Origin of the sequence: Bradyrhizobium sp. LA2.1, assembly GCF_040547725.1 — a bacterium.
GTDB classification, from domain to species: domain Bacteria; phylum Pseudomonadota; class Alphaproteobacteria; order Rhizobiales; family Xanthobacteraceae; genus Bradyrhizobium; species Bradyrhizobium barranii.
Window position 1 is genome coordinate 90,837 of the sequence record NZ_JBEPQI010000014.1, and the last position, 22,123, is coordinate 112,959.

38 protein-coding genes and 1 pseudogene are annotated in these 22,123 nt (G+C 60.6%); 14 read left to right on the plus strand and 25 right to left on the minus strand.

The features are described from left to right. Positions 1 to 26: 26 nt before the first annotated feature. From fabA to ABIB95_RS26060, 4 genes are all read right to left on the minus strand, one after another. Positions 27 to 557 (minus strand): bifunctional 3-hydroxydecanoyl-ACP dehydratase/trans-2-decenoyl-ACP isomerase, encoded by a 531-nt coding sequence (fabA, locus tag ABIB95_RS26045; RefSeq protein WP_354243297.1) that lies wholly within the window; start codon positions 555 to 557, stop codon positions 27 to 29. A 104-nt stretch (positions 558 to 661) separates the two neighbouring features. Continuing rightward, a complete protein-coding gene (locus ABIB95_RS26050; protein ID WP_354243300.1) occupies positions 662 to 1,729 on the minus strand; it encodes a GGDEF domain-containing protein in 1,068 nt (355 codons plus the stop codon). Positions 1,730 to 1,894: 165 nt separating this feature from the next. After that, positions 1,895 to 3,433 carry a DEAD/DEAH box helicase gene (locus ABIB95_RS26055; protein ID WP_063983517.1) on the minus strand — a complete coding sequence of 513 codons (1,539 nt, stop codon included), beginning with the start codon at positions 3,431 to 3,433 and terminating at the stop codon, positions 1,895 to 1,897. 300 nt (positions 3,434 to 3,733) lie between these two features. Next, a complete protein-coding gene (locus tag ABIB95_RS26060) occupies positions 3,734 to 4,759 on the minus strand; it encodes a helix-turn-helix domain-containing protein (RefSeq protein WP_354243302.1) in 1,026 nt (341 codons plus the stop codon). Between the two features lie 202 nt (positions 4,760 to 4,961). Here ABIB95_RS26060 and ABIB95_RS26065 point away from each other — a divergent pair. Further along, positions 4,962 to 6,164, plus strand: a pseudogene (locus ABIB95_RS26065) (caspase family protein); the annotation flags it as partial. 90 nt (positions 6,165 to 6,254) lie between these two features. Here the strand turns inward: ABIB95_RS26065 and ABIB95_RS26070 are convergent. From ABIB95_RS26070 to ABIB95_RS26160, 19 genes are all read right to left on the minus strand, one after another. After that, complete coding sequence (locus ABIB95_RS26070; RefSeq protein WP_354243305.1) at positions 6,255 to 7,532, minus strand: site-specific integrase; 1,278 nt, start codon at positions 7,530 to 7,532, stop codon at positions 6,255 to 6,257. Next, positions 7,529 to 7,867: a hypothetical protein gene (locus tag ABIB95_RS26075; RefSeq protein WP_354243307.1), complete on the minus strand. Its 339-nt coding sequence runs from the start codon at positions 7,865 to 7,867 to the stop codon at positions 7,529 to 7,531. Before ABIB95_RS26075 ends, ABIB95_RS26070 begins: the two co-directional genes overlap by 4 nt. Positions 7,868 to 7,873: 6 nt before the next feature. Then, the gene (locus tag ABIB95_RS26080) at positions 7,874 to 8,374 is read right to left on the minus strand and encodes a hypothetical protein (protein WP_354243310.1); all 501 of its coding nucleotides are present in this window, start codon (positions 8,372 to 8,374) and stop codon (positions 7,874 to 7,876) included. Then, positions 8,371 to 8,658: a hypothetical protein gene (locus ABIB95_RS26085; RefSeq protein WP_354243313.1), complete on the minus strand. Its 288-nt coding sequence runs from the start codon at positions 8,656 to 8,658 to the stop codon at positions 8,371 to 8,373. Before ABIB95_RS26085 ends, ABIB95_RS26080 begins: the two co-directional genes overlap by 4 nt. Before the next feature lie 330 nt (positions 8,659 to 8,988). Next, complete coding sequence (locus ABIB95_RS26090) at positions 8,989 to 9,183, minus strand: hypothetical protein (protein WP_354243316.1); 195 nt, start codon at positions 9,181 to 9,183, stop codon at positions 8,989 to 8,991. Between the two features lie 257 nt (positions 9,184 to 9,440). Further along, positions 9,441 to 9,671, minus strand: coding sequence for a hypothetical protein (locus ABIB95_RS26095; RefSeq protein ID WP_354243319.1), 231 nt, complete (start codon positions 9,669 to 9,671; stop codon positions 9,441 to 9,443). Beyond that, a complete protein-coding gene (locus ABIB95_RS26100; protein ID WP_354243322.1) occupies positions 9,672 to 9,998 on the minus strand; it encodes a hypothetical protein in 327 nt (108 codons plus the stop codon). Then, positions 9,995 to 10,750, minus strand: a complete 756-nt coding sequence (locus ABIB95_RS26105; RefSeq protein WP_354243325.1) for a hypothetical protein — start codon at positions 10,748 to 10,750, stop codon at positions 9,995 to 9,997. Before ABIB95_RS26105 ends, ABIB95_RS26100 begins: the two co-directional genes overlap by 4 nt. Positions 10,751 to 10,838: 88 nt before the next feature. Further along, positions 10,839 to 11,018, minus strand: coding sequence for a hypothetical protein (locus ABIB95_RS26110; protein WP_354243327.1), 180 nt, complete (start codon positions 11,016 to 11,018; stop codon positions 10,839 to 10,841). Beyond that, positions 11,015 to 11,698 carry a DNA methyltransferase gene (locus tag ABIB95_RS26115; protein ID WP_354243329.1) on the minus strand — a complete coding sequence of 228 codons (684 nt, stop codon included), beginning with the start codon at positions 11,696 to 11,698 and terminating at the stop codon, positions 11,015 to 11,017. Before ABIB95_RS26115 ends, ABIB95_RS26110 begins: the two co-directional genes overlap by 4 nt. A gap of 210 nt (positions 11,699 to 11,908) precedes the next feature. Further along, positions 11,909 to 12,268 carry an HNH endonuclease gene (locus tag ABIB95_RS26120; protein WP_354243332.1) on the minus strand — a complete coding sequence of 120 codons (360 nt, stop codon included), beginning with the start codon at positions 12,266 to 12,268 and terminating at the stop codon, positions 11,909 to 11,911. Then, a complete protein-coding gene (locus ABIB95_RS26125; RefSeq protein WP_354243335.1) occupies positions 12,261 to 12,728 on the minus strand; it encodes a hypothetical protein in 468 nt (155 codons plus the stop codon). Before ABIB95_RS26125 ends, ABIB95_RS26120 begins: the two co-directional genes overlap by 8 nt. Beyond that, complete coding sequence (locus ABIB95_RS26130; RefSeq protein WP_354243338.1) at positions 12,725 to 13,384, minus strand: RAD52 family DNA repair protein; 660 nt, start codon at positions 13,382 to 13,384, stop codon at positions 12,725 to 12,727. Before ABIB95_RS26130 ends, ABIB95_RS26125 begins: the two co-directional genes overlap by 4 nt. Positions 13,385 to 13,604: 220 nt before the next feature. Next, positions 13,605 to 13,883, minus strand: a complete 279-nt coding sequence (locus tag ABIB95_RS26135; protein ID WP_354243340.1) for a hypothetical protein — start codon at positions 13,881 to 13,883, stop codon at positions 13,605 to 13,607. Next, positions 13,883 to 14,050: a hypothetical protein gene (locus ABIB95_RS26140; protein WP_354243343.1), complete on the minus strand. Its 168-nt coding sequence runs from the start codon at positions 14,048 to 14,050 to the stop codon at positions 13,883 to 13,885. Before ABIB95_RS26140 ends, ABIB95_RS26135 begins: the two co-directional genes overlap by 1 nt. 79 nt (positions 14,051 to 14,129) lie before the next feature. After that, entirely contained in the window at positions 14,130 to 14,306 is a 177-nt protein-coding gene (locus ABIB95_RS26145; protein ID WP_354243345.1) for a hypothetical protein, read from the minus strand. Then, on the minus strand, positions 14,306 to 14,557 hold the full coding sequence (locus tag ABIB95_RS26150) for a hypothetical protein (protein WP_354243347.1): 252 nt from the start codon (positions 14,555 to 14,557) through the stop codon (positions 14,306 to 14,308). The genes ABIB95_RS26145 and ABIB95_RS26150 overlap by 1 nt, the downstream gene beginning before the upstream one ends. Positions 14,558 to 14,566: 9 nt before the next feature. Then, positions 14,567 to 14,776: a hypothetical protein gene (locus ABIB95_RS26155; RefSeq protein WP_354243350.1), complete on the minus strand. Its 210-nt coding sequence runs from the start codon at positions 14,774 to 14,776 to the stop codon at positions 14,567 to 14,569. 164 nt (positions 14,777 to 14,940) lie between these two features. Next, on the minus strand, positions 14,941 to 15,258 hold the full coding sequence (locus ABIB95_RS26160) for a helix-turn-helix domain-containing protein (protein WP_354243353.1): 318 nt from the start codon (positions 15,256 to 15,258) through the stop codon (positions 14,941 to 14,943). A 96-nt stretch (positions 15,259 to 15,354) separates the two neighbouring features. Here ABIB95_RS26160 and ABIB95_RS26165 point away from each other — a divergent pair, with 96 nt between their 5' ends. After that, positions 15,355 to 15,573 carry a helix-turn-helix transcriptional regulator gene (locus ABIB95_RS26165; RefSeq protein ID WP_354243356.1) on the plus strand — a complete coding sequence of 73 codons (219 nt, stop codon included), beginning with the start codon at positions 15,355 to 15,357 and terminating at the stop codon, positions 15,571 to 15,573. Beyond that, the gene (locus ABIB95_RS26170; RefSeq protein WP_354243359.1) at positions 15,573 to 16,520 is read left to right on the plus strand and encodes a sigma factor-like helix-turn-helix DNA-binding protein; all 948 of its coding nucleotides are present in this window, start codon (positions 15,573 to 15,575) and stop codon (positions 16,518 to 16,520) included. Before ABIB95_RS26165 ends, ABIB95_RS26170 begins: the two co-directional genes overlap by 1 nt. Here ABIB95_RS26170 and ABIB95_RS26175 read toward each other — a convergent pair. Further along, on the minus strand, positions 16,514 to 16,762 hold the full coding sequence (locus tag ABIB95_RS26175) for a hypothetical protein (protein ID WP_354243362.1): 249 nt from the start codon (positions 16,760 to 16,762) through the stop codon (positions 16,514 to 16,516). The genes ABIB95_RS26170 and ABIB95_RS26175 overlap by 7 nt on opposite strands. Positions 16,763 to 16,927: 165 nt before the next feature. Further along, positions 16,928 to 17,152, minus strand: coding sequence for a hypothetical protein (locus tag ABIB95_RS26180; RefSeq protein WP_354243365.1), 225 nt, complete (start codon positions 17,150 to 17,152; stop codon positions 16,928 to 16,930). 23 nt (positions 17,153 to 17,175) lie between these two features. On the opposite strand from ABIB95_RS26180, the gene ABIB95_RS26185 reads away from it, so the two are divergent. From ABIB95_RS26185 to ABIB95_RS26235, 11 genes are all read left to right on the plus strand, one after another. Beyond that, positions 17,176 to 17,442: a hypothetical protein gene (locus ABIB95_RS26185; RefSeq protein WP_354243368.1), complete on the plus strand. Its 267-nt coding sequence runs from the start codon at positions 17,176 to 17,178 to the stop codon at positions 17,440 to 17,442. A gap of 45 nt (positions 17,443 to 17,487) precedes the next feature. Beyond that, positions 17,488 to 17,907, plus strand: coding sequence for a hypothetical protein (locus ABIB95_RS26190; RefSeq protein ID WP_354243371.1), 420 nt, complete (start codon positions 17,488 to 17,490; stop codon positions 17,905 to 17,907). Between the two features lie 6 nt (positions 17,908 to 17,913). Beyond that, complete coding sequence (locus ABIB95_RS26195; RefSeq protein ID WP_354243374.1) at positions 17,914 to 18,453, plus strand: GcrA family cell cycle regulator; 540 nt, start codon at positions 17,914 to 17,916, stop codon at positions 18,451 to 18,453. Beyond that, positions 18,450 to 18,848, plus strand: a complete 399-nt coding sequence (locus tag ABIB95_RS26200; protein WP_354243377.1) for a hypothetical protein — start codon at positions 18,450 to 18,452, stop codon at positions 18,846 to 18,848. The genes ABIB95_RS26195 and ABIB95_RS26200 overlap by 4 nt, the downstream gene beginning before the upstream one ends. Next, positions 18,845 to 18,982 carry a hypothetical protein gene (locus tag ABIB95_RS26205; RefSeq protein WP_354243380.1) on the plus strand — a complete coding sequence of 46 codons (138 nt, stop codon included), beginning with the start codon at positions 18,845 to 18,847 and terminating at the stop codon, positions 18,980 to 18,982. Before ABIB95_RS26200 ends, ABIB95_RS26205 begins: the two co-directional genes overlap by 4 nt. Further along, complete coding sequence (locus tag ABIB95_RS26210; protein ID WP_354243383.1) at positions 18,979 to 19,185, plus strand: hypothetical protein; 207 nt, start codon at positions 18,979 to 18,981, stop codon at positions 19,183 to 19,185. Before ABIB95_RS26205 ends, ABIB95_RS26210 begins: the two co-directional genes overlap by 4 nt. Next, positions 19,160 to 19,405 (plus strand): DUF2312 domain-containing protein, encoded by a 246-nt coding sequence (locus ABIB95_RS26215; RefSeq protein WP_354243386.1) that lies wholly within the window; start codon positions 19,160 to 19,162, stop codon positions 19,403 to 19,405. The genes ABIB95_RS26210 and ABIB95_RS26215 overlap by 26 nt, the downstream gene beginning before the upstream one ends. After that, positions 19,405 to 19,956 (plus strand): endonuclease domain-containing protein, encoded by a 552-nt coding sequence (locus tag ABIB95_RS26220; protein WP_354243389.1) that lies wholly within the window; start codon positions 19,405 to 19,407, stop codon positions 19,954 to 19,956. Before ABIB95_RS26215 ends, ABIB95_RS26220 begins: the two co-directional genes overlap by 1 nt. Beyond that, positions 19,940 to 20,875, plus strand: coding sequence for an LvrA C-terminal domain-related protein (locus tag ABIB95_RS26225; RefSeq protein WP_354243392.1), 936 nt, complete (start codon positions 19,940 to 19,942; stop codon positions 20,873 to 20,875). Before ABIB95_RS26220 ends, ABIB95_RS26225 begins: the two co-directional genes overlap by 17 nt. A gap of 243 nt (positions 20,876 to 21,118) precedes the next feature. Then, positions 21,119 to 21,733: a hypothetical protein gene (locus ABIB95_RS26230; protein ID WP_354243395.1), complete on the plus strand. Its 615-nt coding sequence runs from the start codon at positions 21,119 to 21,121 to the stop codon at positions 21,731 to 21,733. After that, entirely contained in the window at positions 21,730 to 22,050 is a 321-nt protein-coding gene (locus ABIB95_RS26235; protein WP_354243397.1) for a hypothetical protein, read from the plus strand. The genes ABIB95_RS26230 and ABIB95_RS26235 overlap by 4 nt, the downstream gene beginning before the upstream one ends. The last annotated feature ends 73 nt before the right edge of the window (positions 22,051 to 22,123 follow it).

Genomic DNA, 22,123 nt, shown 5'->3' on the forward strand with positions numbered 1-22,123 from the left:
TTTGCCCACCCTACGGGACCTGAGGATCAATCTACGGCCTTGGTCAGTCCGACCCTCATGTCCTTGGCCATGAAGACACCGACGCCGTCGGCCAGCACGCAACCGTCGGCAATTCCGAGCACCAGCTTACCGCGGCGGACCATGCGCATGGCGACCTCGTAGCGCACGCGTCGCGTCTCCGGTGTGACCAATCCCGTAGCCTCGACCTCGCCGACGCCGATGGCGCGGCCCTTGCCCGGTGAGCCCGACCAGCCGAGCCAGTAGCCGATCATCTGCCACATCGCATCCAGGCCGAGACTTCCCGGCATCATCGCGTCACTGCGATAGTGGCAATCGAAGAACCAATGGCCGGACACAATATCGAGCTCGCCGACGATGTGGCCCTTGCCGAACTCGCCGCCGTCCAGGCTGATCTCGGTGATGCGATCCATCATGAGCATCGGCGGGGCCGGCAATTGCGCGTTGCCCGGGCCGAAATAGCCGCCGTCGCTCGATCTCAGCAGTTCGTCCCTGGTGTAGGATGGTTGCGGTGTGTGAAAGTCATGGGGATTGGGCAAGACGACAAGTCCTCTCGACGCTCGCAGTCGGGCGGCGGGGAAGATGTCGTTCGGCGGGTTGGAATGTCAAGCGCCGGCCGTTTCTTCGGCGCGCTGCTTCGGCGTCAGGCTACCCGGCTGTGCGACTCGATCGCGAATTCCGGATCGGCCTCGCAGATCACGCGGTTGCGCCCGTTGCGCTTGGCGGCATAGAGGCAGGCATCCGCACGCTCGATCAGCGCGTCAGGGTCGTCGCCCTGCTTGAGCATGGAGACGCCGACGGAGATGGTGACGCGGCCGAGGATCTCGCCGGTCGATTTCTTCTTCAATTCCTTCGCCATCACGGCGCGGCGGATGTGATCTGCAACGGTGAGGGCCTGGCGCAGCGCCGTGTTGGGCAGCAGAACCGCGAATTCCTCGCCGCCATAGCGCGCGGTGATGTCCTGTCCCTTGATGGTCTGCTTCATGGACAGGCCGACCAGCCGCAACACTTGGTCGCCGGTGAGATGGCCGTAGGAATCGTTGAACGATTTGAAATGATCGATGTCGAACAGCAGCAGCGACAGCGGCTCGCCCGAGGCGAGCGCGCTCTGCACGGCCATGCCGATCATGCGATCGAAATATTTGCGATTGCCCAACCCCGTCAGCGGATCGGTCAGGCTCTCGGCGCGGATCGCCTCCAGGCTCTGCTGGAGATTGCTGATCTCGTTCTTGGACAGGGTCAGCCGGTCTTCCAGCGCCTTGTTGGTCTCGCGCATCTCGCTGGTCGAACGCACCAGCGTCTCGACGATCGACTTGATCTGGTCGCGGCTCTTGGCCGACGACAGTTGCTCGGTCGCGCCCGACAGGCTGGCATCGTAGGAGCCGGTCATCCCGAGCGCTTCGCTCAGCACCGTCATCACGTCGTCGATCTCGCCGATGACGCGTGCGCCGACCTTGTCGATGCGGTCGGTGGTCTTGATGTGGGAAAGATAGGTCTCGTAGATCTGCTCGAGATCGCCTTCGGTCAGCTTGCCGTGGCGCGCCAGCGTCTCGTTGATGATCTTGTTGAGCGGCGCGTTATAGCCGGTGGCGTAGACGTACCAGATCTCGTAATTGCGGGGAATTGCAGTCTGTCGAAGCGAGCGGATCTGACCGAGAGCCACTTCGGCGAACGCCATCGTGCGTTCGTGTTCGTCGAGCACCTTGACCACTGAACATACCCCACAGCGGTCGGTGCGCCATCGACCGCAGCAATACTTAAATTATGTTCGCAGGCTAACGGACGATCGTGAACGCTCTGTAAACAGACGTTCGCGAATGCATCAGAAAAAGTGTGAGGCGGCTCAGCTCAACCGAGCCTGAATCGCGCCGGCGCGTCAAGCGCCGGCGGGAGAACGCACTGGCCGGAGCAGAAACGCCGGAAGGTGCGAGTGATCGCCGGGCTCGGTATCGGCCTCGCGCTGGCGGCGCGGCTCGGGGCGGCCGATCGACGGCACATGCGATGGATTGGCTTGCTGGCGCGATCCACCGCGCGGCTCGGATGATTGCTTCGCTTCACGCGGAGGCCTCGCCTCCCGTGCGGGCCTCGGCTCACGTGCAGGTCTCGCTTCGGGAGCGGGCTGTGTCTCTGCGGAAGGCCTCGCCTCGCCGCGCGGTTCGCGGGGCTCGTGGCTGCGCTCACGATCGCGGCCACGCTGCGGCTTGCCGCGTCCGCCGCGCGAACGTTCACGGTCGCGCCCGCGCGGTTCGCGCGAACGTGCGCTCTGCTCGCCTGCGTCCGCGGGCACTTCGAAATCGCCCTCGGCGCGCGGAATGCTCTGGCCGATCAGCTTCTCGATCGCCACCATCGACTTCTGGTCGAGCGGCGTCACGAGCGAGATCGCCATACCGGACCGGCCGGCGCGGCCGGTGCGGCCGACGCGGTGAACATAGTCGTCGGGGTGGTGGGGGACGTCGAAATTGAAGACGTGGCTGACCTCAGGGATGTCGAGGCCGCGGGCGGCAACATCGGAGGCGACCAGCAGCGGCAGTTCGCCCTTGCGGAACTGTTCGAGCGCCGCCGTGCGGGCCGACTGGTCCATGTCGCCATGCAGGGCGCCGACGCTGAAACCATGCTTTTGCAGTGATTTGTGAACGACGGCGACCTCGCGCTTGCGATTGCAGAAGATGATCGCGTTCTGGAGATCCTTGGCCTCGCGCAGCAGGCGTCGCAGCAATTCACGCTTCTCATGCGCCTCGCGCCCGGCCGGGACCTGACACTGCGTGACGGTCACGGCGGTGGTGGCGGGCTTGGAGACCTCGACCTTCTGCGGATTATGCAGGAAGGTCTCGGTGATGCGCCGGATTTCCGGCGGCATGGTCGCGGTGAAGAACAGGGTCTGCCGCGTGAACGGGACGAGCTTACAGACGCGCTCGATGTCAGGAATGAAGCCCATGTCCAGCATGCGGTCGGCTTCGTCGATGACGAGCAGCTCGACGCCGGTGAGCAGGAGGCCGCCGCGCTCGGTGTGGTCGAGCAGGCGGCCGGGGGTGGCGATCAGCACGTCGACGCCGCGCGTCAGCTTGGCATCCTGGTCGCCGAAGGAAACGCCGCCGATCAGCAGGGCGACGTTGAGCTTCTGGCCGGCGCCGTAGCGGTCGAAGTTTTCCTTCACCTGCGCCGCGAGCTCGCGGGTCGGCTCCAGGATCAGCGTGCGCGGCATGCGCGCGCGGGCGCGACCCTTTTCGAGGATGGTGAGCATCGGCAGCACGAAGGCCGCGGTCTTGCCGGTGCCGGTCTGGGCGATGCCGAGCACATCCTTGCGTGCGAGGACGTGGGGGATCGCCTGTTCCTGGATGGGGGTGGGGGTGGTGTAACCGGTGGCCGCCACTGCGGCGAGGACTTTTTCGGACAGTCCGAGATTTGAAAAGGACATTGAGCCTCTGGTCGAAACCGCCGTTCGGAATCGAGGGTAATTAAGGCTGTCGCGTTCCACCCCGAAACGGCGCGCTCTCAAAGAAGCTGGGGGTGCTGACTCACGCGAACAAAGCGCAAGGCTCAAGAATCGGTCTTCGATCTGAGCCGCGTCGCCCCGGAACATAGGCGGGAATCGGCCAAAGTCAATGGAGCGGGCGCGGGAAGACCCTAAAAAACCTGAGGTTTTTGCTCAAATAGCGGGCCCGGCTGGGCTTTTCCGCCTCCACCGTTAACCGGGCGATAGCTGCCCGAGGGACGGCTAACGCCCTTCCGGGCCCCGGGCCCGGAAATCGCCGGGGGCCATTCCGTAGGCGGCGTTGAAGACCCGGTAATAGGTCGCCAGGCTCTCGAAGCCGCAGGAGGTCGCGATATCAGCGATCAGCCGGTCCGGCGCCTCACGCATCAGGCGGCGGCTCTGTTTCAGGCGTTCGTCCGTCACGGTCTGCGAAAAGCTCTTCGCCGCGGCTTCGAACAGCATGTGCAGGTGACGCACGGACACGCCGAGCTGGTCGGCCACCATCGCCGGCGCCAGACCGGGGTCTTGCAGATGGCGCGCGATCAGGCGCCGCGCCTGCGAGAGCCGGGCGGTCCGTAGCGCGGCCTGCCCACGGCGGCTGCCGGGTCGCACGATGCCGCGCTCGATCAGCGCCAGATGGGCCAAGGCCTGGACGAGCGAGGCTTGATCCAAGGAGGCTTGATCCAAGGAGGCTTGATCCAAGGAGGTCTGGGCGACTGAGGTCGCATCAGTGGCGCCGTTATCGCCCGCGGCGGCGTCATCGAGGTCGGCGAAGCAGGCGCCGAGCAGGGGCGCCAGGCCGGGATCGCTGAAGGTCCGGGGCGCAAGCTCGCGCATGCGCCTGTCCTGCGTGGAGAGCCTGCTCACGGGGATCTTCAGGATGCGCAGGTGGAAGCCGCCTGCGCCGAGCGGCGCGGTGCGATAGGGCTGGTCGGTATGGCTGGTGGCGAAGCTGCCGTTGGCGATCGCAAAGTCGCCGGTGCGCATGCCGCCGAACCAGCCGCCGCTGCCGAGCTGCTGGTAGACGCAGATGCTGTCGCCGGGCGCGTAGGCGATGTCGGAGTTGCTGCGCTCGACCGTGTAGTGCGACGCCTTCAGCTCGACGAGCCCACCGCCGCCGAGCTGGCGCAGCGAGAATTCGCCGTAGAAGTCCGCGCGGCGCTCGCGCTCGAGTTCGGCGGTGACGCCGAACAGGCCCTTGGACCGGACCTCGCGCCAATAGTCGAACCGGTCATGCGGCTCGACCTCGTCAGTACACCATCGATACACGGCAGCCCCCGCTTGCAGCGCGCAGCTACCTAGAAAAAGCAGATTCCGGAGGAATCTGCCATAGTCCTGATGACGGAACCCGAGGGCTCTCGGCGTTGAACCGTCGATATGGCTGGACCGACTATCATCAACGGCAGTGGGTTCCCATGAATCGCTGTTCGAGGGGGCCGGCGGAGCGCCGTTCTCCAACGGGAATTTTACGATGACGCGTCGGCTTTTCAGAATTCTGGCGGCCCTTGGCCTTGCGGTGAGCCTGAGCGGCTTCGCGCTGCCCGCACAAGCCGAGAAACGCGTTGCGCTCGTCGTCGGCAACAACGACTACAGGAACGTCCCCAAGCTCCTCAAGGCGGTCAACGACGCCCGTACCATGGGCGATACGCTGAAGCAGCTCGGCTTCTCGGTGATGGTCGCCGAGAACCAGAGCCGGCAGCAATTCTCCGAGACGCTGCTCGCGTTCGACAGGACGATCGAGCCCGGCGACACCGCATTCTTCTTCTACGCCGGCCACGGCTTCGAGATCGCGGGCCAGAACTACCTGCTGCCGACTGACGTGCCGGCGGCGACCGAAGGGCAGGAAGAGCTGGTGCGCGACGCTTCCATCCTGGCCGACCGCATCGTCGAGCGCCTTCAGAACAAGAAGGCGCGCACGTCGATCCTGGTGTTCGACGCCTGCCGCAACAACCCGTTCGAGCGCAAAGGCACCCGCGCGGTCGCCGGCGGCGGCGGCCTCGCGCCGATGGTGCAGCTGCCCGAAGGCGTGTTCTCGGTGTTCTCCGCGGGTCCCCGCCAGACCGCACTCGATCGTCTCTCCAACGACGACGCCAATCCCAATTCGGTGTTCACGCGCACCTTCGCCAAGGAGCTGCTCCAGCCCGGCGAGAACCTGGTGCAGGTGGCGCAGCGCACCCGTCGTCTCGTCAGCGAGATGGCCGACACCGTCAAGCACAGGCAGGTGCCGGTCTATTTCGACCAGATGGTCGACGACGTGTTCCTCAGCGGCGTTGCCAAGGACGCGACGGCCGCTGCGCGCCCGGCCGATCCGCCGCCGCAGAAGCTCGCGGCTCTTCCGCCGGTGTCGGTACCGCGCGTGCCGAAGGAGGAAACCACCAACGCGCCGATCGCCAGCTTCTCGCGGCACAATGGCGGCTGGAGCGTGGTGTTCTCCTTCGCCGACCCGACGCTCGGCATTTCCTGGCGCATGGCCGGCAATGGCGATTTCCGCGAGACCGGCTTCATCGACACGCTCGATCCGCGCACGCGCAAGCGGATGCCGAACCCGTCGATCGAATTGCCGCCGGATGCGCCGGCCGGCACCATCGAGGTCCGCTATGTCGATCAGTCCGGCGACATGCAGGGGCCATTCCCGATCAGGTTCGATCCCGAGGCCGCGCTGATCCGCGATCAGTGCGGAATTTCCTGAAACCCTATAAAAATAGTACCCGCCGCAATCAAGTCAGTCATTTGTCAGTTATCGTGTTCGCGCTACGTTTTTACGCTATTCTGTTTCTTTTTTGTTCCGGCTCTCGACGCGGGCCGTCATGGTCTTGGCCGTGGCCTTCGCCTGGATGCGGTCGTACTCTTGGGTCTGCGCAATATCGCTGTGCGTCGCAGCATGGCGGACGAACTCCAGTGGAACCCCGGCCGCGATAGCCTCTGAGATTGCCCCTGACCGGCTGTCCATATTCCAGACGTTCTTAGGCACCCCGGCCTTGGTGGCCACCAACCGCCATTTCCGGCGGTATTCGTTCGGGCTCCAGGGTAAGCCGCTCACGTCGTTGATGATGATCGGCCCGTTCGCCGGCAGCAGGTGGCGGTTCACGCTGACCTTCTTGGTAACGGGGTCGGTGACAAGCAGGGGCTGGCCGCCGACGAGCTCGCCGAACTCCTCCAGCACCATCGGCGCCAGTTTCAGGTCAACCTCGGTCTCCTTCTGCTTCTTGCTCGTGATGTGCCGCAGGATCAGGTTCTCGTCGATCTCCTGCCAGACGATGCCGCGAATCCACTTCATGTCCTTGTGGACGGTGGCAGACAGGCCATCCTCCGCGATCGGCACCCACTCGCCAATCACGTCCCGCTGTCGCAGGGTGCATTCAAACTGGAAGGCCTGGCCGAGCGCCAGAGAGTACCAGCCGAAGTGCAGGCGGGCCTTATAGCGGATGGCGTCGGCCTGCTCAGCAGTCACACTGACCTTCCGTGCCGCCGTTCCCTTGAACCTGAGATCGTGCATCACCTGACCCAGGCGGACGCACTCTTGGCACTCGAGGATAGACCGGCCGAAGGTGAACAGGGAGCGGAGCTGGCCGACGAAGGCCGACCCCATCGAGATCTTCACGCCATCGCCGGTCCATTCCTTGTACCAAGCAAGGACGGTGCGGCCCTTGATGTCGCCAAGATCCTCGTGCCCGTGGTCAGCAACGAGGCGGCGCAACAAATTGTCCACGTTCCTGCGAACGTTGAAGCGCAGCTTGCGGTAGGGCGAGTCCGGATCGGTCTGGTAGCAGTTGATCAGCGACTTCAGCGAACCCTCATAGGCGTTCATCTGCGGCAGGCCGCCACGTCCGAAGGTCAGCATCTCGTCTTGAAGGCGCCGGCACTGGTCCTGGATGAAAGAGACCTCGGTCTCGTTCGGCTCCTGGCCGACGAATAGCTGTTGGCTTTTTGGGATGAAGCCGCGCTCGACGAGATCGGTGCGGGCCTGCCAGCGGCACTCCCAGCCGCGCGTGTGCTTGCGCCAGATGTGGCCGGGCGCGTCCTTGATGCGGGGCGGGCTCATGCGCTCTGCCTCCCGCCATACTGCTTATCCATGAACTGCTTGACCGCCGGCCAATATCGCCGATCGCCCCAGAGTTTCTGCTTCTTTGGGAAGCCCGTCATTCGTTCCAACATCCGGATTGCCTCTCGTGCTTTCTTTTCCGGCACGCCAAGGCGGCGGATCAGCTCCGAGTCCTTGACCCAAAGCTTTTCCTGTTCGCGTTCTAGTGTTTCAGGGCTTGGCATGCTCACGGAGGCAGTGTTCCCTAACTGACTTTGAATGTGAATAGCTGATTTGAAGCGGATTTCTAAGGTTCTGCATACACTTACAAAATAGTTCAACATCGCAAGTGACAAGAGCGACTACTCGCGCTGGGGTGGTGGCAGGTTCGACGTCACTGAGTATGTGAGTGGTTTTGGTACTGGCAATGGCTGCCACATCGTGCAGGGCCACTCTTTCGAAAAACCTCCGTCAGAACTGATCCACCACGGGTCGCAGTATTCGTATTCTGGGCATCGGCATTCACCGCCGCAATCACCGATATGGTTTCTCGTTTCCTCTTCCTGTGACCAGTGACCGATGGTTACGCGCGGCCCCTCTGGAGCTGGCCCGAATAGCCAAATCTCGGTCCCATCCTTCGGAGCGGTCTCTATCGGCTGCCATTCACTTATGCTGTCAATATCAACGGTGAGTGCCGTTAGGCTTATCACGATCTGCTCAGCGACGGCGACGACACCCAGCACGTTCGGGTCGCTGTTGTTGAACTCTGGCTTATTTTGCACGTCCCAGATGATATCGTTGGCGCGTTCGATGTTGTTCGACAGGACGGCGCGAAGATACTTCGTATCGATAGCTTCGGTCATGAATTCCCCGTCATCACGACTAGAGGCTTGTGGATCGGCGCTGTCGAGTTGTCGAAATTCCACTTGGCGCCACGATATGCCGCCCACTTGTTCCAAGTCTGGGCGCCTTCTTGGCCATCGTATCGCAGCCAATTGAAGTAGGTTTCGTCAGCGTCGATCAACAGCGCGTAGCCGAACGGCATTTGCTGGATTCCGAGCATGTCGTCTGCACGCCGGCCACCAAGCCGGGTATGGTGCGCCACGGCGACGTCGAGTGCGTCGGGGATAGATTGGTTCATGGTCATCGCGACGTGCACCCGCAATTAGAGCATTTGCTCGGCGGCGAGCTGTTGAGAATCCAATCCTCCGGCTCGCAGACGTAGACCCACGGATACGGGTGGCTGCGGAGCCAACACCATAATCTTTTCATGATGGATTGCCTCCAAAACAGCGCGACGATGATGAAATAGACGATAATCCCGCCAAACAATATTTCCATTTCACATGCTCACTTGTTTGAGGAAAGTTGTGACCAGGCGCGCATCAGTGGCGCCCGATCATCATGCCGGCGATCAAACAAAGCACCCAGAATATCGCCCACAAAAGTCCCCTGATCTCTTTCATGTTTCCCACTTTCAATGTTCTGAAGGAAGCCGCGAAGAGACCGTGACCGGAATCAGCTTCCAACCATCCTTGAGCGGCCACACGCCGCCGGCCTTGAGCTTGTAAACCGCCACATCCCTCGACTGATAAAGCATTGGAATGTTCAGGCCCCATTCGTGTTTGGGATGCCAAACGCTCCAGCAATGGATTGGAGTTGGTTCACTCACGCGATCCTCCCACAGCAGCACTTATGAGAGCGCGCCCGGCCTGCGTGCAGATGTAGCCGCTACCGCGCACGCACCCGTCATCGTCCCAGCAGCTCGTTTGCTCGGCCAGCCCCTTCCGCTTCAGCGCCCTGGTGGCTAAACGCGCTTCACGCAATGGAAGTCCACTCCACGTAGCGATGTGGCTGAAGAACAGGACTCCTTCATTCTCGTTACATCCGGCAAGAACCTCCAGAACCTTGCGCTGACGTTCGCTAAGGCTAACCATCGTTTCTCTCCCCCACTGCGGACACATCATCGAGCACGTCCTTGACGTCGTGAGTGTCAGCGTCGCCAGTCGCCTTCCAGAAGCAGGCTTCGGCGCATGTCGCCCATCGGATGGCCTTCTGTGGCTCGCCTCCAATCACAATATCCGGGATGGCGCTCATGATCTGTTCGCCAAGTTGTTTCCACATGTTGCCGACCAACTCTTCGGCTTCTGCTGCGTCCATTTATTTCCCCTGAGGTGCTGAGTGATGCGAAGAAGGCGGGGGTGAGGATTCGTCCTGATGCCGCGCCAGGTCGGTACGTTTCGGGTGCGGCGTGGCGTTGAGCAGGTTGATCACTGCATCCAAATCCGGGCATTCCATGCTGTCCACGAAATAGGTCGTGGTGTGGATCTGCTTGACCTTTGGCGAGCGAGGCGCGCCGGCCTTGATGACGACGAGGCGCGGATAAGTCTCGCTCTGGTAATGGTTCTCATAGGCCCCGTGTGCCATGTCGAGAAACATGAGACCGCGAAACTTAGCGTTCTTCTTCAGATCGTCGATTGTGATCATTTTTCACCTCCCAGCACAGGGCGCGTCACCGCTGATAGGGCTGTCCGCGCGTACCGCTTCACAAGGTCATATCCCTTGTCCGACAGAGCGGACAAAAGCAGTGGCGACAGGCTGTAACGCTCTCGCTCGGCGTTGACTAAGACAAGGGCGAGTTCATCGCTGGTGCCGGCAGATCGCTGCGGTTGAGCTGGCATGTAAGCCGCATCGACCAGCGCATCCATGAGCGCGTCTTTGGTGCCGTGGTCGTTGCAGGCGATAGTGATATCCAAACCTGTGCACGATACCGTCGTGGCATTCATCAGGGCAGGCGTCAGTCCGCCATTGCCGGAAGATGAGCGCTCATGCGCGGGGCCGATACAGGCGTCAATCGCGGCCATGGCTTCGTCGTAGCGATCTACGGGCTCGGCCAGAGCACGGATAGCCTTGGCGTTGTATGCATCCGCATCCCAGGATGCCACGGCTTCCATGTCGCCACGGTTGCTGCAGTAGCAACGCTCGCAATCGCACGGCCTTGGCTGTTTGGGCTCGACCAGCTTGGCACATTCCTCAATTGTCGCCAGCCTAACTTGCACCGATTGGGCAGCATCTGGGACGTGATCAAACAGGCCGTTGAGGGCGGCGAGGGCAACGGCTTGCTGGGCCAAATTCTCGTCGCCGCCCGCATTGATGATCTGACGCACCCACTCGTCAGCGTGATGCTTTCGAGCCTCATCGCGGCTTCCAGCGGAACACGGCAACTGTGAATTGGTCATCCAATAATCCCCCATGCGTGCAGAGCGCTTAGGCCAGCGCCGGCTAGAAAAATCCCCAGGAAAAGAACGCCGATGGACTCGCTCATCGTCATGCTCCGTGCGGCGATGTAAGCGCAAGTGTGGGTTCGACCAGCCGGCAGCCGCAAAGCCAAACGCAATGCGCCGAATAGATGCCGTGGCCCGTGCCTTCCAGCGACGGCAGCGCAAGCCAGCCGAGGCGGAGATAATCGGAGACGCGCGCGTGGATGACCCAGCGGTGGAAGGTCATAGCTCGAATGCCTCCTGCTTGATGGCCGGCTTCGCTGGTGCGGAAAACATATCGGGGGCGGCGAGGGCGGCCTCGATGCGCCGCTTGGCGATCTCGAAGTATTCCGGCACCATTTCGATGCCCGTAAAGCCGAGACCGAGGTTCACGGCGGCTACTCCGGTCGTCCCTGAACCCATAAAGGGGTCAAGGATCGTCCTGCATCCGTCAGGGAGCTTGTCGATGCACCACCGCATAACCTCGATGGGCTTTTGCGTGGGGTGTTCCTTGCCGTCCTGAAGGGCTACGGAGCGCGGCAGCATGATGCGCCGAGCCGCCCCGTCAAAGGAGCACCACGCCAATTCAAAATCAGCCAGCGAGAAATCGGTCTGGCCCTTGTCCCAGGACAGCCACTTGCTCGACGGAGGAAGGCTGTCAGTGAAGTAGTTCCCGCCCCAAACGATGGTGTGCTTGGCCGAGCCGAGGATAAGTTTGATGAGGTCTGAAGGCGGCCTCTCAAGATCCCATCCCGGCGCCGCGTAGTCGCGCCAGCCATGCTTCTGGCTCTTCCGGTCTCGCGCCGCGTTGATGCCATAGGGAGGGTCCGTGACCGTCGCGTCGTGGCGCGTCAGCGTCGGCAATATCTCCCGGCAATCCCCCAGGTACAGGGTCACGCCTTCGGCTATGGTCTCAATTCGTCTCAAATCAAAATCCTCAGTTGCGCTGTCGTAGCGTCACTACCAGACCCACCAAACCGCAATCCCGACTGCCACCACACCAGCGAACAGAAAGAACGTCGGTCGATATGCCTTGCCGAGTAGCGCCATTGTCAGATCCTCAAAGCGTGTGGTTGGTGAAGAGAGACGCGGCGTAGACCGGGATGCCGAGTAGCGCGAGGACGAGGAGGGCGGCCATTAGCGTTCCCTCGGTGCGTAAACGGGCTCACCGCGCATGTTCTTCCATCCGCGAAATTTGCTCGGCTTCTTGATGCCTTGGTGACGCTTGCGAACGCGCGCGACCTTGGCTTTCAGTTTCACGTCCAGAGCGGTTTTCGCACTATGGCAGGGCGTAGTGCAGAGCGGCTGCAAATTGCTCTCGGCATGAAGGCCGCCCAAGATCAGCGGAATGATGTGGTCGCACTGCCACTGGCCGGCGCGGAGCTCGCGCGAGCACTTCGGGCAGTAGCCCTCGAACTTCTCGAAGACGCGGCTTTTCACCCGATCCGGAATCGCACTATCGTCCGTCTTACCGCGCCATTCGTTGGTGCTACGCATGTTCGAGGGCCTTCCATGCGCCGTATTGGGTATCGAGCTGATGCCAGATCACGCGCGCGGCGTGGTTCGTTGTAAGCTCCGACCTGGATGAGACGCCGCAGATCATACGCACACATTCAGCGGCGTCGGTTGCCTCGTGCCAGTCGTCAGGACGCTCCTCCTTGAGGAAGGCAACGAACGCAGGCTCATCGCAGCGGATTCCGGCCTGCTGTGCCGGCGCCATGTCTCGCCAGTCGCGCTTCGCCCCAGCCAGAGGCTTGTCAACAACTGGCTGGGGCTGTGCGGGTTTGGGCGCCAACGCGGCGATCCCAAACCAACGCTCGGTGGCCGGGGCTGGCATGCCGCCGAGCACTTCGTAAGCTGCATCCGCCTCATGAAGCGGCACCTCGAAAATTATCTGTACGACACTGCGGCTCTTGATGAGCTTCCAGTCGGCGTATGTTCCCTTGAATGCGGTCATGCTGCTTTCCGATCCGCAGGGAGTTTGGCGATGACGAGAGCTTTCAATTCATCAACGATAGTCTGCGGCAAATCGAAATCGCGCCGCGCCTTGGCCTGCTCGGGCGACTTCCACCAGTTGCCAGCAGCCGGATCGTTGTTGGGAAACTCCGCGATGATTGCCTTGCAGTCCGCAATAAATCGGTCGCGAACCACATCGCTTTCATCGGCTACGTTGGTCTGTTCCTTGTCGTACAGTGCGAGGCCGAAGGGGTTGCCGAAGGTCATGAGGGCGCGCTTCATTGCGTCCGTCTCAGCCTCCTTGATTGCGCTCTCGTGGGCCTGTCCCAGATCCTGGTCGATGCCGTGGCCGGCGCCGACACCTTCGCGTGTGACGAGGCTGTCGCCAGCGAACGCAATTACGCGGACCTTCGCGATATAGGAGACGCCAAAGCCGGGCTTTTTCTGCTGACCGATCTCGCGGTCCTTTTCGGCGACGCACCTGATGTCGATCGTTTCGCGCGTCCACCCGTCAAAGCCAAAGATGCGATTGGCTTCATCGATGGCCTTCCAGCCCTCGATATATGATACATCTCGGCCGCCCTGCTTGCGAGACTTGACAGCGCTCGCTGGGAGTTTTGCCGCTAGTGCAGCCTTCGCCTGATCGGTGAAGCTCATAGTCCGATATCCTTCTGGCCGTCGCGACGCTTCACGAACAAAGGGCAAAAGCCCCCGTTAATTCCGACGCATCGCATGTATGGCTCTTTGTCGATCCAGGCTTTCGGCGCGACGGGAGAAAGCCCTTCGAGCCGCGGAAACTTCATGCACACCCAGCGAGACGGACCCTGCTTGCGCGTCTCCGCGTGTACGTTGTCGCAGTCCTCGCAGAAGGTCGGCGTCATTGCTCTGCCGGCGCCTTCTGGTAGGCTTCCTGGGCTGCCGTGATATCGGAGAGTGCGCGCTGTAAAACATCGCGGGTCCGGCGCAGTTCATCCTCGGCAAGGCTCTCGAAGCTGGGGCGCCGAGATAAGGCCCTTGCATGACGGGCAGCCATCGCAGCGCCAGCCTCGATGAAGTCGAGATGGGGACGAACACTTGCCTCCCAATCTGCAAGCGGGATCGGGCGGATTGCCTCAATGGTCTGGCGAGCCATATCCAGTTCTGACATACGGGACATCACGCGAACTCCGGGTTTGCCATTTCGACAGAGACGGCCTCGAGCTGGCGTTCAAACTCGTAATCCAGCTTTAGGTCGTCGATGACTTTGATCCTCTCGGCGGCCGGAAGCGGCCAGAGGTTCTGCCAATGCGACAGGAGAACATTCGCAAATTCCTGGCTGGTCATCACGTCCCCCAAATGAGAGAGGAGAGGACGACGAGGTAGACGCCGACGCAGCAGAGCAGCATTTCGATGCGGTCTTTGGTCATGCTGCGTTCCTCGCTGCCTTGAGCTGCGAGCGCATGAAGAACAGCTCGGCTTCAATGGCTTCTTGGATTTCAGCGGCGAGCGTGACGCGCGCGGCCTCAGTGTTGAGGTCAGTGTCATCCGCCAGAAACGCTGCGGCGAGCTCGTAGCGCTTGGGATCGAAGGTCTTGGCCATCACTCAGCCGCCTCCAGCCGGAGGTCATTCGCGCGGTTGATCAGCTCGTCCTTCACGTCGGAGACGTGGTGGCTACCGCCGATGTAGTAGGTGACCTCATGAGCGAAGGCGATTTCGTTGCCGTCACCGATGATCTCGCGGACCTTCTCGAGGGCGCCGCGGAACGTCATCTCGGGATCGACGACCGCCTCGCGGCCATCGCGCCCGTAATCGGCGCAAATCACGAAGTAGCGGATGTTGGTGATTGCCATGTCGCCCTCCTACCAAGCCGCAGCTTCGGCGAGCGTGGCGCAGCGGGTCAGGCCGTTGTGCGGGACGAAGCGATAGATGCGCTTGGTCGAAGCCTGCACGAGCACGTAGAGGTCAGGCATGTAGTCGCCGGGAGTGGCGACCTTGCCGATCACCTCAAGGCCGGAGACGAACCCCACCTTGACGATTTGTCCGACTTCCCACTTTTGCTTGCTGGCCATTTGGTGTCCCCGTCGTCGGCGTGATGCCGTGTTCGATGGGGATGAACCTACCAAACCGGTAGGAGAATGCAATAGGGTCTCAATAATTATTTAGCCAAAATGGTAGGACGGCAGAAACGGCAGTGGCCGGAATGGTTTAGTGAGTCGGGAACCTTGGATTTTGGCTAGTTGGTTTGCCGGCGCATGGCCGCGATGACCCTAAATGCCTGGTCCTGCACGTCTCGGGGCTGATCCCGCAGGAGCGCGTCGGCGCTGGGCTGGTCGGGGTGCCTATAGAGATCAACGATTTCGATGCCAAGAACCCAGGCTATGGCGCCCTTGGCGTCATCATCAGGCTTTCGCTTGCCGGTTTCCCACCGCGAAACCGTGACATCGCTGGTTTCTAGTCGGTCGGCGAGCTGCTGTTGCGTCAGGCCACGACTCTCCCGCCATTCCGCGAGGAACAGCCTTACGGGTTTCCTTGGGCCGATCCGAGGGGGCATATAAGAAGCTTACCTACCGTTGTGGATAACTCCCATGACCAAAAAGGTAGGAAGAGGGGCTTGCGGAGCCTACCGTTTTGGTTTAGATACGGCGGTATGGCTGAAAACAACCACCCCTTGGCAATATGGCGGGCCAGCAAAGGCCGCACCCAGGAAGCCCTTGCTGGCGAACTGGGCGTCGCACCAATGACCGTTTGGCGGTGGGAAAATCGCGAACGAGCTCCGCGCCCGAAAGATGCAAAACGTATCTCTGACCACACCGGCATTCCGACGGGCGAACTGATCGAGGCATCGATTAAGCGGGAAACCGCCTGATGACCGGCCAAGCGACCGTCCATATCGAAAAGTTGGGCGCCTTTGCCGGAAAGAGTCGGCGAGAAGCCGCCGTGGCTCTCGGTATTTGCGAAGCCTACGTTGTGCTCCTCGCGAAAAAGGCTGGAATTCCTCTCGCCAAAAATCAATCTCGTGGCAATGCCAAGTTGGAGGAGTTGAAGCAGTTGGCTGCTGGCGGCTTCACGCGCCAAGAGGCGGCTCGGCAACTCGGGATGTCTTTCGCTTGGGTTAACACCATGGCTCGCCGCCATGATCTCAAATTTCTCCGCGGCGGATTGATTATTGATCCGCCCATGCGGGTGAAGCAGATGGCCGCTCTCTACAAGAGCGGAAGGACGCTTCAAGAAATCGGCGATCACTACGGCATTACTCGGGAGCGCGTTCGCCAACTCATTTCGCGTCATTGCGGGATCAGCGCGCTCGATGGCGGCCAGCACAAAGTTGCCATAGACCGCCGCGCTAAGTTTGAAGCCAAGCGGAACACTGCCTCGCTCAAGCACTGGGGCTGCAATTTCGATCAATACACCAAGCTTCGCGACATGCGCAAACCCACGCGCGCCTACGCTGCACAGAAGCAAAACGCTAAAAAGCGCGGCATCGCTTGGGAATTCAATCTTTGGCAATGGTGGTCGGTCTGGCAGCAGTCTGGCAAGTGGGATCAGCGTGGACGCGGCCAGGGTTACATGATGTGTCGCAACGGCGATGAAGGCCCTTACGCCATCGATAACGTTTTCATTGCGACCGGCTGCGAGAATAGCTCCGACCAAAAGCGGAAGAAAAGCGGTCTTCCAACCGGCGTTTGCAAGAACAAGAAATATCGCGGGTATTCGGCCGCGCGTTCTATCCAGGGCAAGCTCATTAGGCTTGGTAGTTTCCCAACCCCTGAGCTTGCCCATGCCGCCTATCTTGCTGCGGGGAACGCTCAATGAGCCAACCGCAGCCGCTCCAGAATGGCACTGCCAACGGTCGGATTTTCTTCGAGCACGCGCTTGGCCTCTGCGTTGGCATTCCGAGCACCAGCAAGCGAGACCACAAGGTTCATCTGCGCTCCGTTGTCGATGATGTAGCCGATGCATCTGAGCACACCATTGATTTTTCGGAACGCGCCGAACCCGTCAAAGTACATGGTCTTCAAATCTGGTGCATTGAGCAGCAATTCTTCGTCTGTCACTGGTCATCCCCCTCTGTGGTAGAGGGACAGCCAATCACACGCGCCACACAAACGACATTAAATTCTCGCGAAGGCGTCGTTATCAATTCGGCCGATACGTTTCAGCCACAGATTGAATCAGATTTAGGCAAGTTTTCGGTTCCGAGTTTTGCAACTTCTGGAACATCAGGGCGTCGCAGGCCGTATTTTTGCGGCCTCGGTCAGCGCAATGACGAGCGCCTGAATCACATCCGGCAATTCGGACAGTGGAACCGCAAGCCGCGCGACGACAACGCCAGTACTGTTCTGTCGGCTGAACAGAACGACACGCACGATGCCGTCCACGATCTTCACTTCGTGAATGCCGTCAAAGAAGATCTCCTGAGCGTTGTGCGGGTCGATCACGTCCATCGTGTTTCTCCTTGGGGGAATGCATGAGCATGAAATTGACGAGGCCGGCAGTGACGACGGGGGAGTGTCCACTGCCGGCCTCTCGCCGCGTCACGCAATACTACGCGGGCAATGAAATTCCTCTTTCTTCAGGATCGATCCGCTCTCCTATACCGATCCTCAAATTTCTCAATCTGACGCAGGCCGTGCTCGATGGCCTTGCGGCGATCTTCTGGGTCTTTTTTCTCGCTGCGCTGGCCGGGAGTTTGCCGCTCGCCGTCGCGCTGATGCTCTTCGCTGAGTTTCACTAGGACTCTCGCCGCCGCCAAGCCAAGCGGAGTCCATGTGTCGTTGTCTTGTTCAAGTTCGTCCTTCGTCATGTCCGCAACATGAACGAAGGGATTTCTAGCGTGCTAACAAAGTTTGCGAGGAAAAAAGCAATGAGTGCCGCCGCGTTAACGTCCATCACCCGCAGCGCCTTGGGCGCCTTGGTTGAACGCGAGGAACGCCGCACCGGCTCCCGCATGGTGGCCTACGAGGTCGTTGCTCAGACGATCGGCGCATCCTCCGCATGGGTGCGCGCCTTCCTCGGGAAGTCGGAAGGGGTCAAAGAACCCCGGATAACATTGTTCCAAAATATCAGGGCCAGTTACGAAAATCTTTGTAGCCGCGTCGAACAAGAAAACCGAGCTGATGAGTTGAGATTGAAACTCATCAAGGGAGAGATCGATGCGGTTACTCAAGGCTTTGGCGAGCAAATTGGTCGTCAAGATTAGGATCGCTTGGGCGATCATTCGGAGATGGGGGAAGTAGTGCACGTCAGGGGTAGTGAATGGTCGGAAGAGCGCGTTGAGCGATTGAAGATCCTACATAGGAAGGGGCTTTCGTGCGCGCTCATCGCGTATGAACTTGGCGATGTGAGCCGCAATGCAGTGATCGGAAAGCTGCACCGGCTCGGCCTGTCTAATGCGGATTCGACTGTCCATCGAGACAACCAGTACGGCCGCAAACCGCGAGCTCCCAGAAGGCCGCCGGAAAAGACGGTCCGCATCGTTCGCGCCAACGGCAACAGCAACAGGTTGCGGCTGTTCGAGACTGCGAAGATCGAGGTGGAGCAATTGCGCTGCGCTGAAGTCGATCCGATGAACGTCGGCCTGCTCGACCTCGATCAGCACCAATGCCGGTATCCGGTCAACAACCAGTCTCCGTTCCTGTTCTGCGGCCATCGCAAGATGAACGGCTCATCCTACTGCGCGCCTCACTTCATGTTGTCGCATCGCCCCGAAATCGACCGCCGGGCCAAATTGCGGGAGGTCGCATGAGGACCGACTTGGAAGCCATCCGAGACCGGGTGATCAGCCGGGTTTTGGCGGCGCACAGGATCTCAAAAAGGGACCTTCTTGGCGAATGCCGGGATTCCGATCTGGTCATGGCCCGAAAAGCAATCGCTCATTCGCTGAGGGCTGAGCGGTTCAGCGTGCGCCACATTGGGCGCATTCTTCACCGCGATCGATCAACGATAGAGCATTACCTGGGCATGCGCGTGGACGTGTCCATGGTGCTTCCCAACAGCATCAACTGCTTCCCGACAGAGGTTCAGGACGCCATCACGGCGGCGGCCAGGTCCCAGCGCATGACGCCTGCCGTGATCGTCGCTGAATGGATCACTGAGCGCGCCTTGTTCGAGGCGAGCAAGACCATGGAGAAAGCAGCATGAGACTTCGTGACATCCTGAAGCGTCGCCAGGCCGCGTTGCGCAACGCTTCCCCCAAGTCGCGCGACCGTCTCCGGCATCTCGTCCGTGTAGCCAAAAAGGCGATCGAAATTAAGCAGGGGAAGCGCGCCGCATGACGGGGCCGATCCGCAGAACCATCCCCCATGGTGACCTCGACCTGCATTACGAGGCCGGATGGGCCTACGTCATGCCGAACTTCGACAAGCCCAACCACTACATCGTCGAGTGGTTGAGCGATAAGCCGCCTGTGTACCCGTACCGCGTATCCAACAACTCGAGCCAGGAGAACGCGCATGGACCAGCCAGCGCAGGGGCATAACGGACAACTCAAGTCGTTGGTCGAGCGGATCAACAAATTAATGGACGACCGCGACGAGGTATCGAGCGACATCCGTGATGTATTCACGGAAGCGAAATCGGATGGTTTTGACATCCCGGCGTTGCGCGCCATCATCCGCGCCCAGCGCGAGGACGCGGAGAAGCGTCGTAACCGCGAAGCCATGATCGACATGTACCGCGGCGAGCTGGGGATCGACTGATGCCTCGGTATGACGATGGTCTAGACGATGATGGATACCCGCTCCAGCGGCCTTATGTGCAAGGCTCTGAAGAGATAGTCGGCGAGTTCAAGCCTATTGCCATCGGCGGTATGTTCGCAAGCGTTGTCGAGCGTGCAAAGGCCGCTATGGAGGCTAACCGCACCGCCGATAGCCCCATTGAGTCCATCTTGGGCGCTGCCATCATCGTCTGCTTCCAGAATCGCGGGAAGCCGCTGACGCTGGCGTCTGAGCCTTCCGAGGGGGCACGTGGGCTGCTCCTCGTTCCTCAATTCAAATGGTCGATCTATCGATCAGACTGGGCAATCTACAATCCCAAGTCCACTGGCGCGCTTCTGATTGAGTGCGATGGGAAGGAGTTTCACTCCAGCCCGGAGCAGATCGAGCACGACAAGAAGAAGGACCAAGCTGCGCACGATCGCGGCTACCTGACAATGCGCTTTACCGGCTCTCAGATCCACAAGGGCGCCGATGCATGTGCTGCCGAGATATTCGGCTTTGTCTATGGAGGGAAAAATGGCTCGCATTCGTAGCATAAAGCCAGAATTCTTCCGCCATGAGGCGCTGTACGAAGCTGAGCGCGACACTGGTTTGCCTTTGCGCATTGCCTATTCTGGGCTGTGGACCGCTGCGGATCGGGAAGGACGCTTTCGTTGGTCGCCGCGGCAATTGAAGTTGGATTGCCTGCCCTATGATGACGTTGACTTCTCACGCGTGCTCGACGCGTTGACGACGCGTGGCTTTATCGTGAGGTACGCGGTCGAAGGGAAGGAATATGGGTGCATTCCGAGCTGGCACCAGCACCAGGTCATCAACAATCGCGAGAAGGCATCCGATCTGCCTGCCCCCAATGAAAACAATACATTGACGCGTGAAGCACGCGTGGATGACGCGCCGACCACGCCGCTTGAGCAGACTCAAGGGGAAGGGAAGGGAAAGGAAGGGGAAAGGGAAGGGAAAGGAAAAGTCTCTCGGTCGGTCGCTGACGCGACGCGACGCGATGAGGATTCGAAATTCGAGGAATTCTGGCAGGCTTACCCGCGCAGAGACGGGCCCAATCCACGGAAGCCTGCCGAGCAGAAGTTCAACGCCCTCGCCAAAACCGGCGTCGATCCGGATGTGATGATTGCCGGGGCCAAGCAACTCGCGATCGAGGAGTCGCGGCGCGGCAAGATCGGAACTCAATTCGTCGCCCAGGCTGTGACGTGGCTCAACCAGCAGCGCTGGAGTGACCATGCAGCCTCGGCCTTCACCGCTGACGACGGCATGGTCGAGGTTTTGGATCAGCTTCAGCTCGAGGCATGGGACGCTTACGGCATTCAGCAAAACGGCAGGGGCTACCCGCGAAACAAGAAGGGCGGATGGCGCTTTCCGTCGAAATGGCCGCCAGGCTATGAGGCAAATTTGGTCGCTGGCGTTGAAAAGCTTCTGACCGGGAATGGCATGCAATGATCCGCGATCCCTCAGACGGCAGCGTGCGGGAGCCAGTGCATTGCACGGCATGCGGAACGCTATCGTATTCTGGCCGCTGCGATTGCACGAGAGCTGGGATTAGAGAGCGGCCCAACGGGCCATACATCGAGCCGAAAGTCCCAGACACCGGCCTTCGCCAGCCCACCAGGACCGACGCGCAACTGCGGATGGAGCGATCGAGAGAGTGGCTCAAAGCGTATCACGCGAACAACGGAGCATCACATGCAGGGGCAGACATTGAGCAAGAACTTTCGCAGGAACGGCATTCGATCCAAGTTCAACGGGCAGCCAAACCCGCTTCATCCGATGATGGCGGGGCCAACAGCGGAACGTCTCGCCAAGGCTGAGAACCATTACGCAGTTGGCGATGACCAGCGCGGCAACCGCGTCTACCATTTCCATGACTGCCCTATCGATCGCTTGTATAGCCGTTTAACGCGGCAGGCGAAGTCACTGAGCGCGGAGCAGGGACTTCGGCGGGAATACATCGCCCTGGTGAAGTACCGGCACCATTGGTTCTCTGCGGGGCTTCAGGACGCCATCGGCAGCGCCGACCTCAACCGGATATTCGCATCGGACCCAGGCTCGATGTCGGGCATGGCAAAATCTGAGCGGCAGGCACATCATCGGCAGCAATATCGCCAAGCCCGTGACGGCGAGAATGGCATAGGCCACAAAGCAGGCATTGTTGTGGACAACGTGGTGTGCGCAGAAATGTCTCTGGAGACCGCGGGCTATTCGGTCGGGTTCAATTCTCGCACTCACGCCCGCGACAAGGCCGAGGAGATGCTTCGCGAGAGCGGGCGGAAACTGGCCCGGCTGTGGGGGATATCGTGAGCGAGATGATTGAACGGGTCGCGAAAGCCAAATGGGCGCGTAGGCAAGAAGTTGCTCGCGCGGCCGGAATCCAGCCGCTCCTAGCCGACTGGGATGATGAGCTCGAGGGGTTGCGGGAAGAAGTTAGAGCGGAGGCCCGCTGCGCCATAGAGGCCATGCGGGAGCCAACAGTGGCAATGCTCTCGTATGAAACGCCGGACGCCATGGTGCATCCCGGCTGCTTCACATGTGGTGGACATCTGGAAGGCTGGCGGTTGATGATCGATGCGGCCCTTGACACTGCGTCACAAATCACCCCTCATAAGGCAGGTTCGTGAAATGCGCCCGGCAGGAGAAATCCTCGCCGGGCTTTTTCATGGGCCGCTTTCTGACTTCGTGTCCTCCCAACGA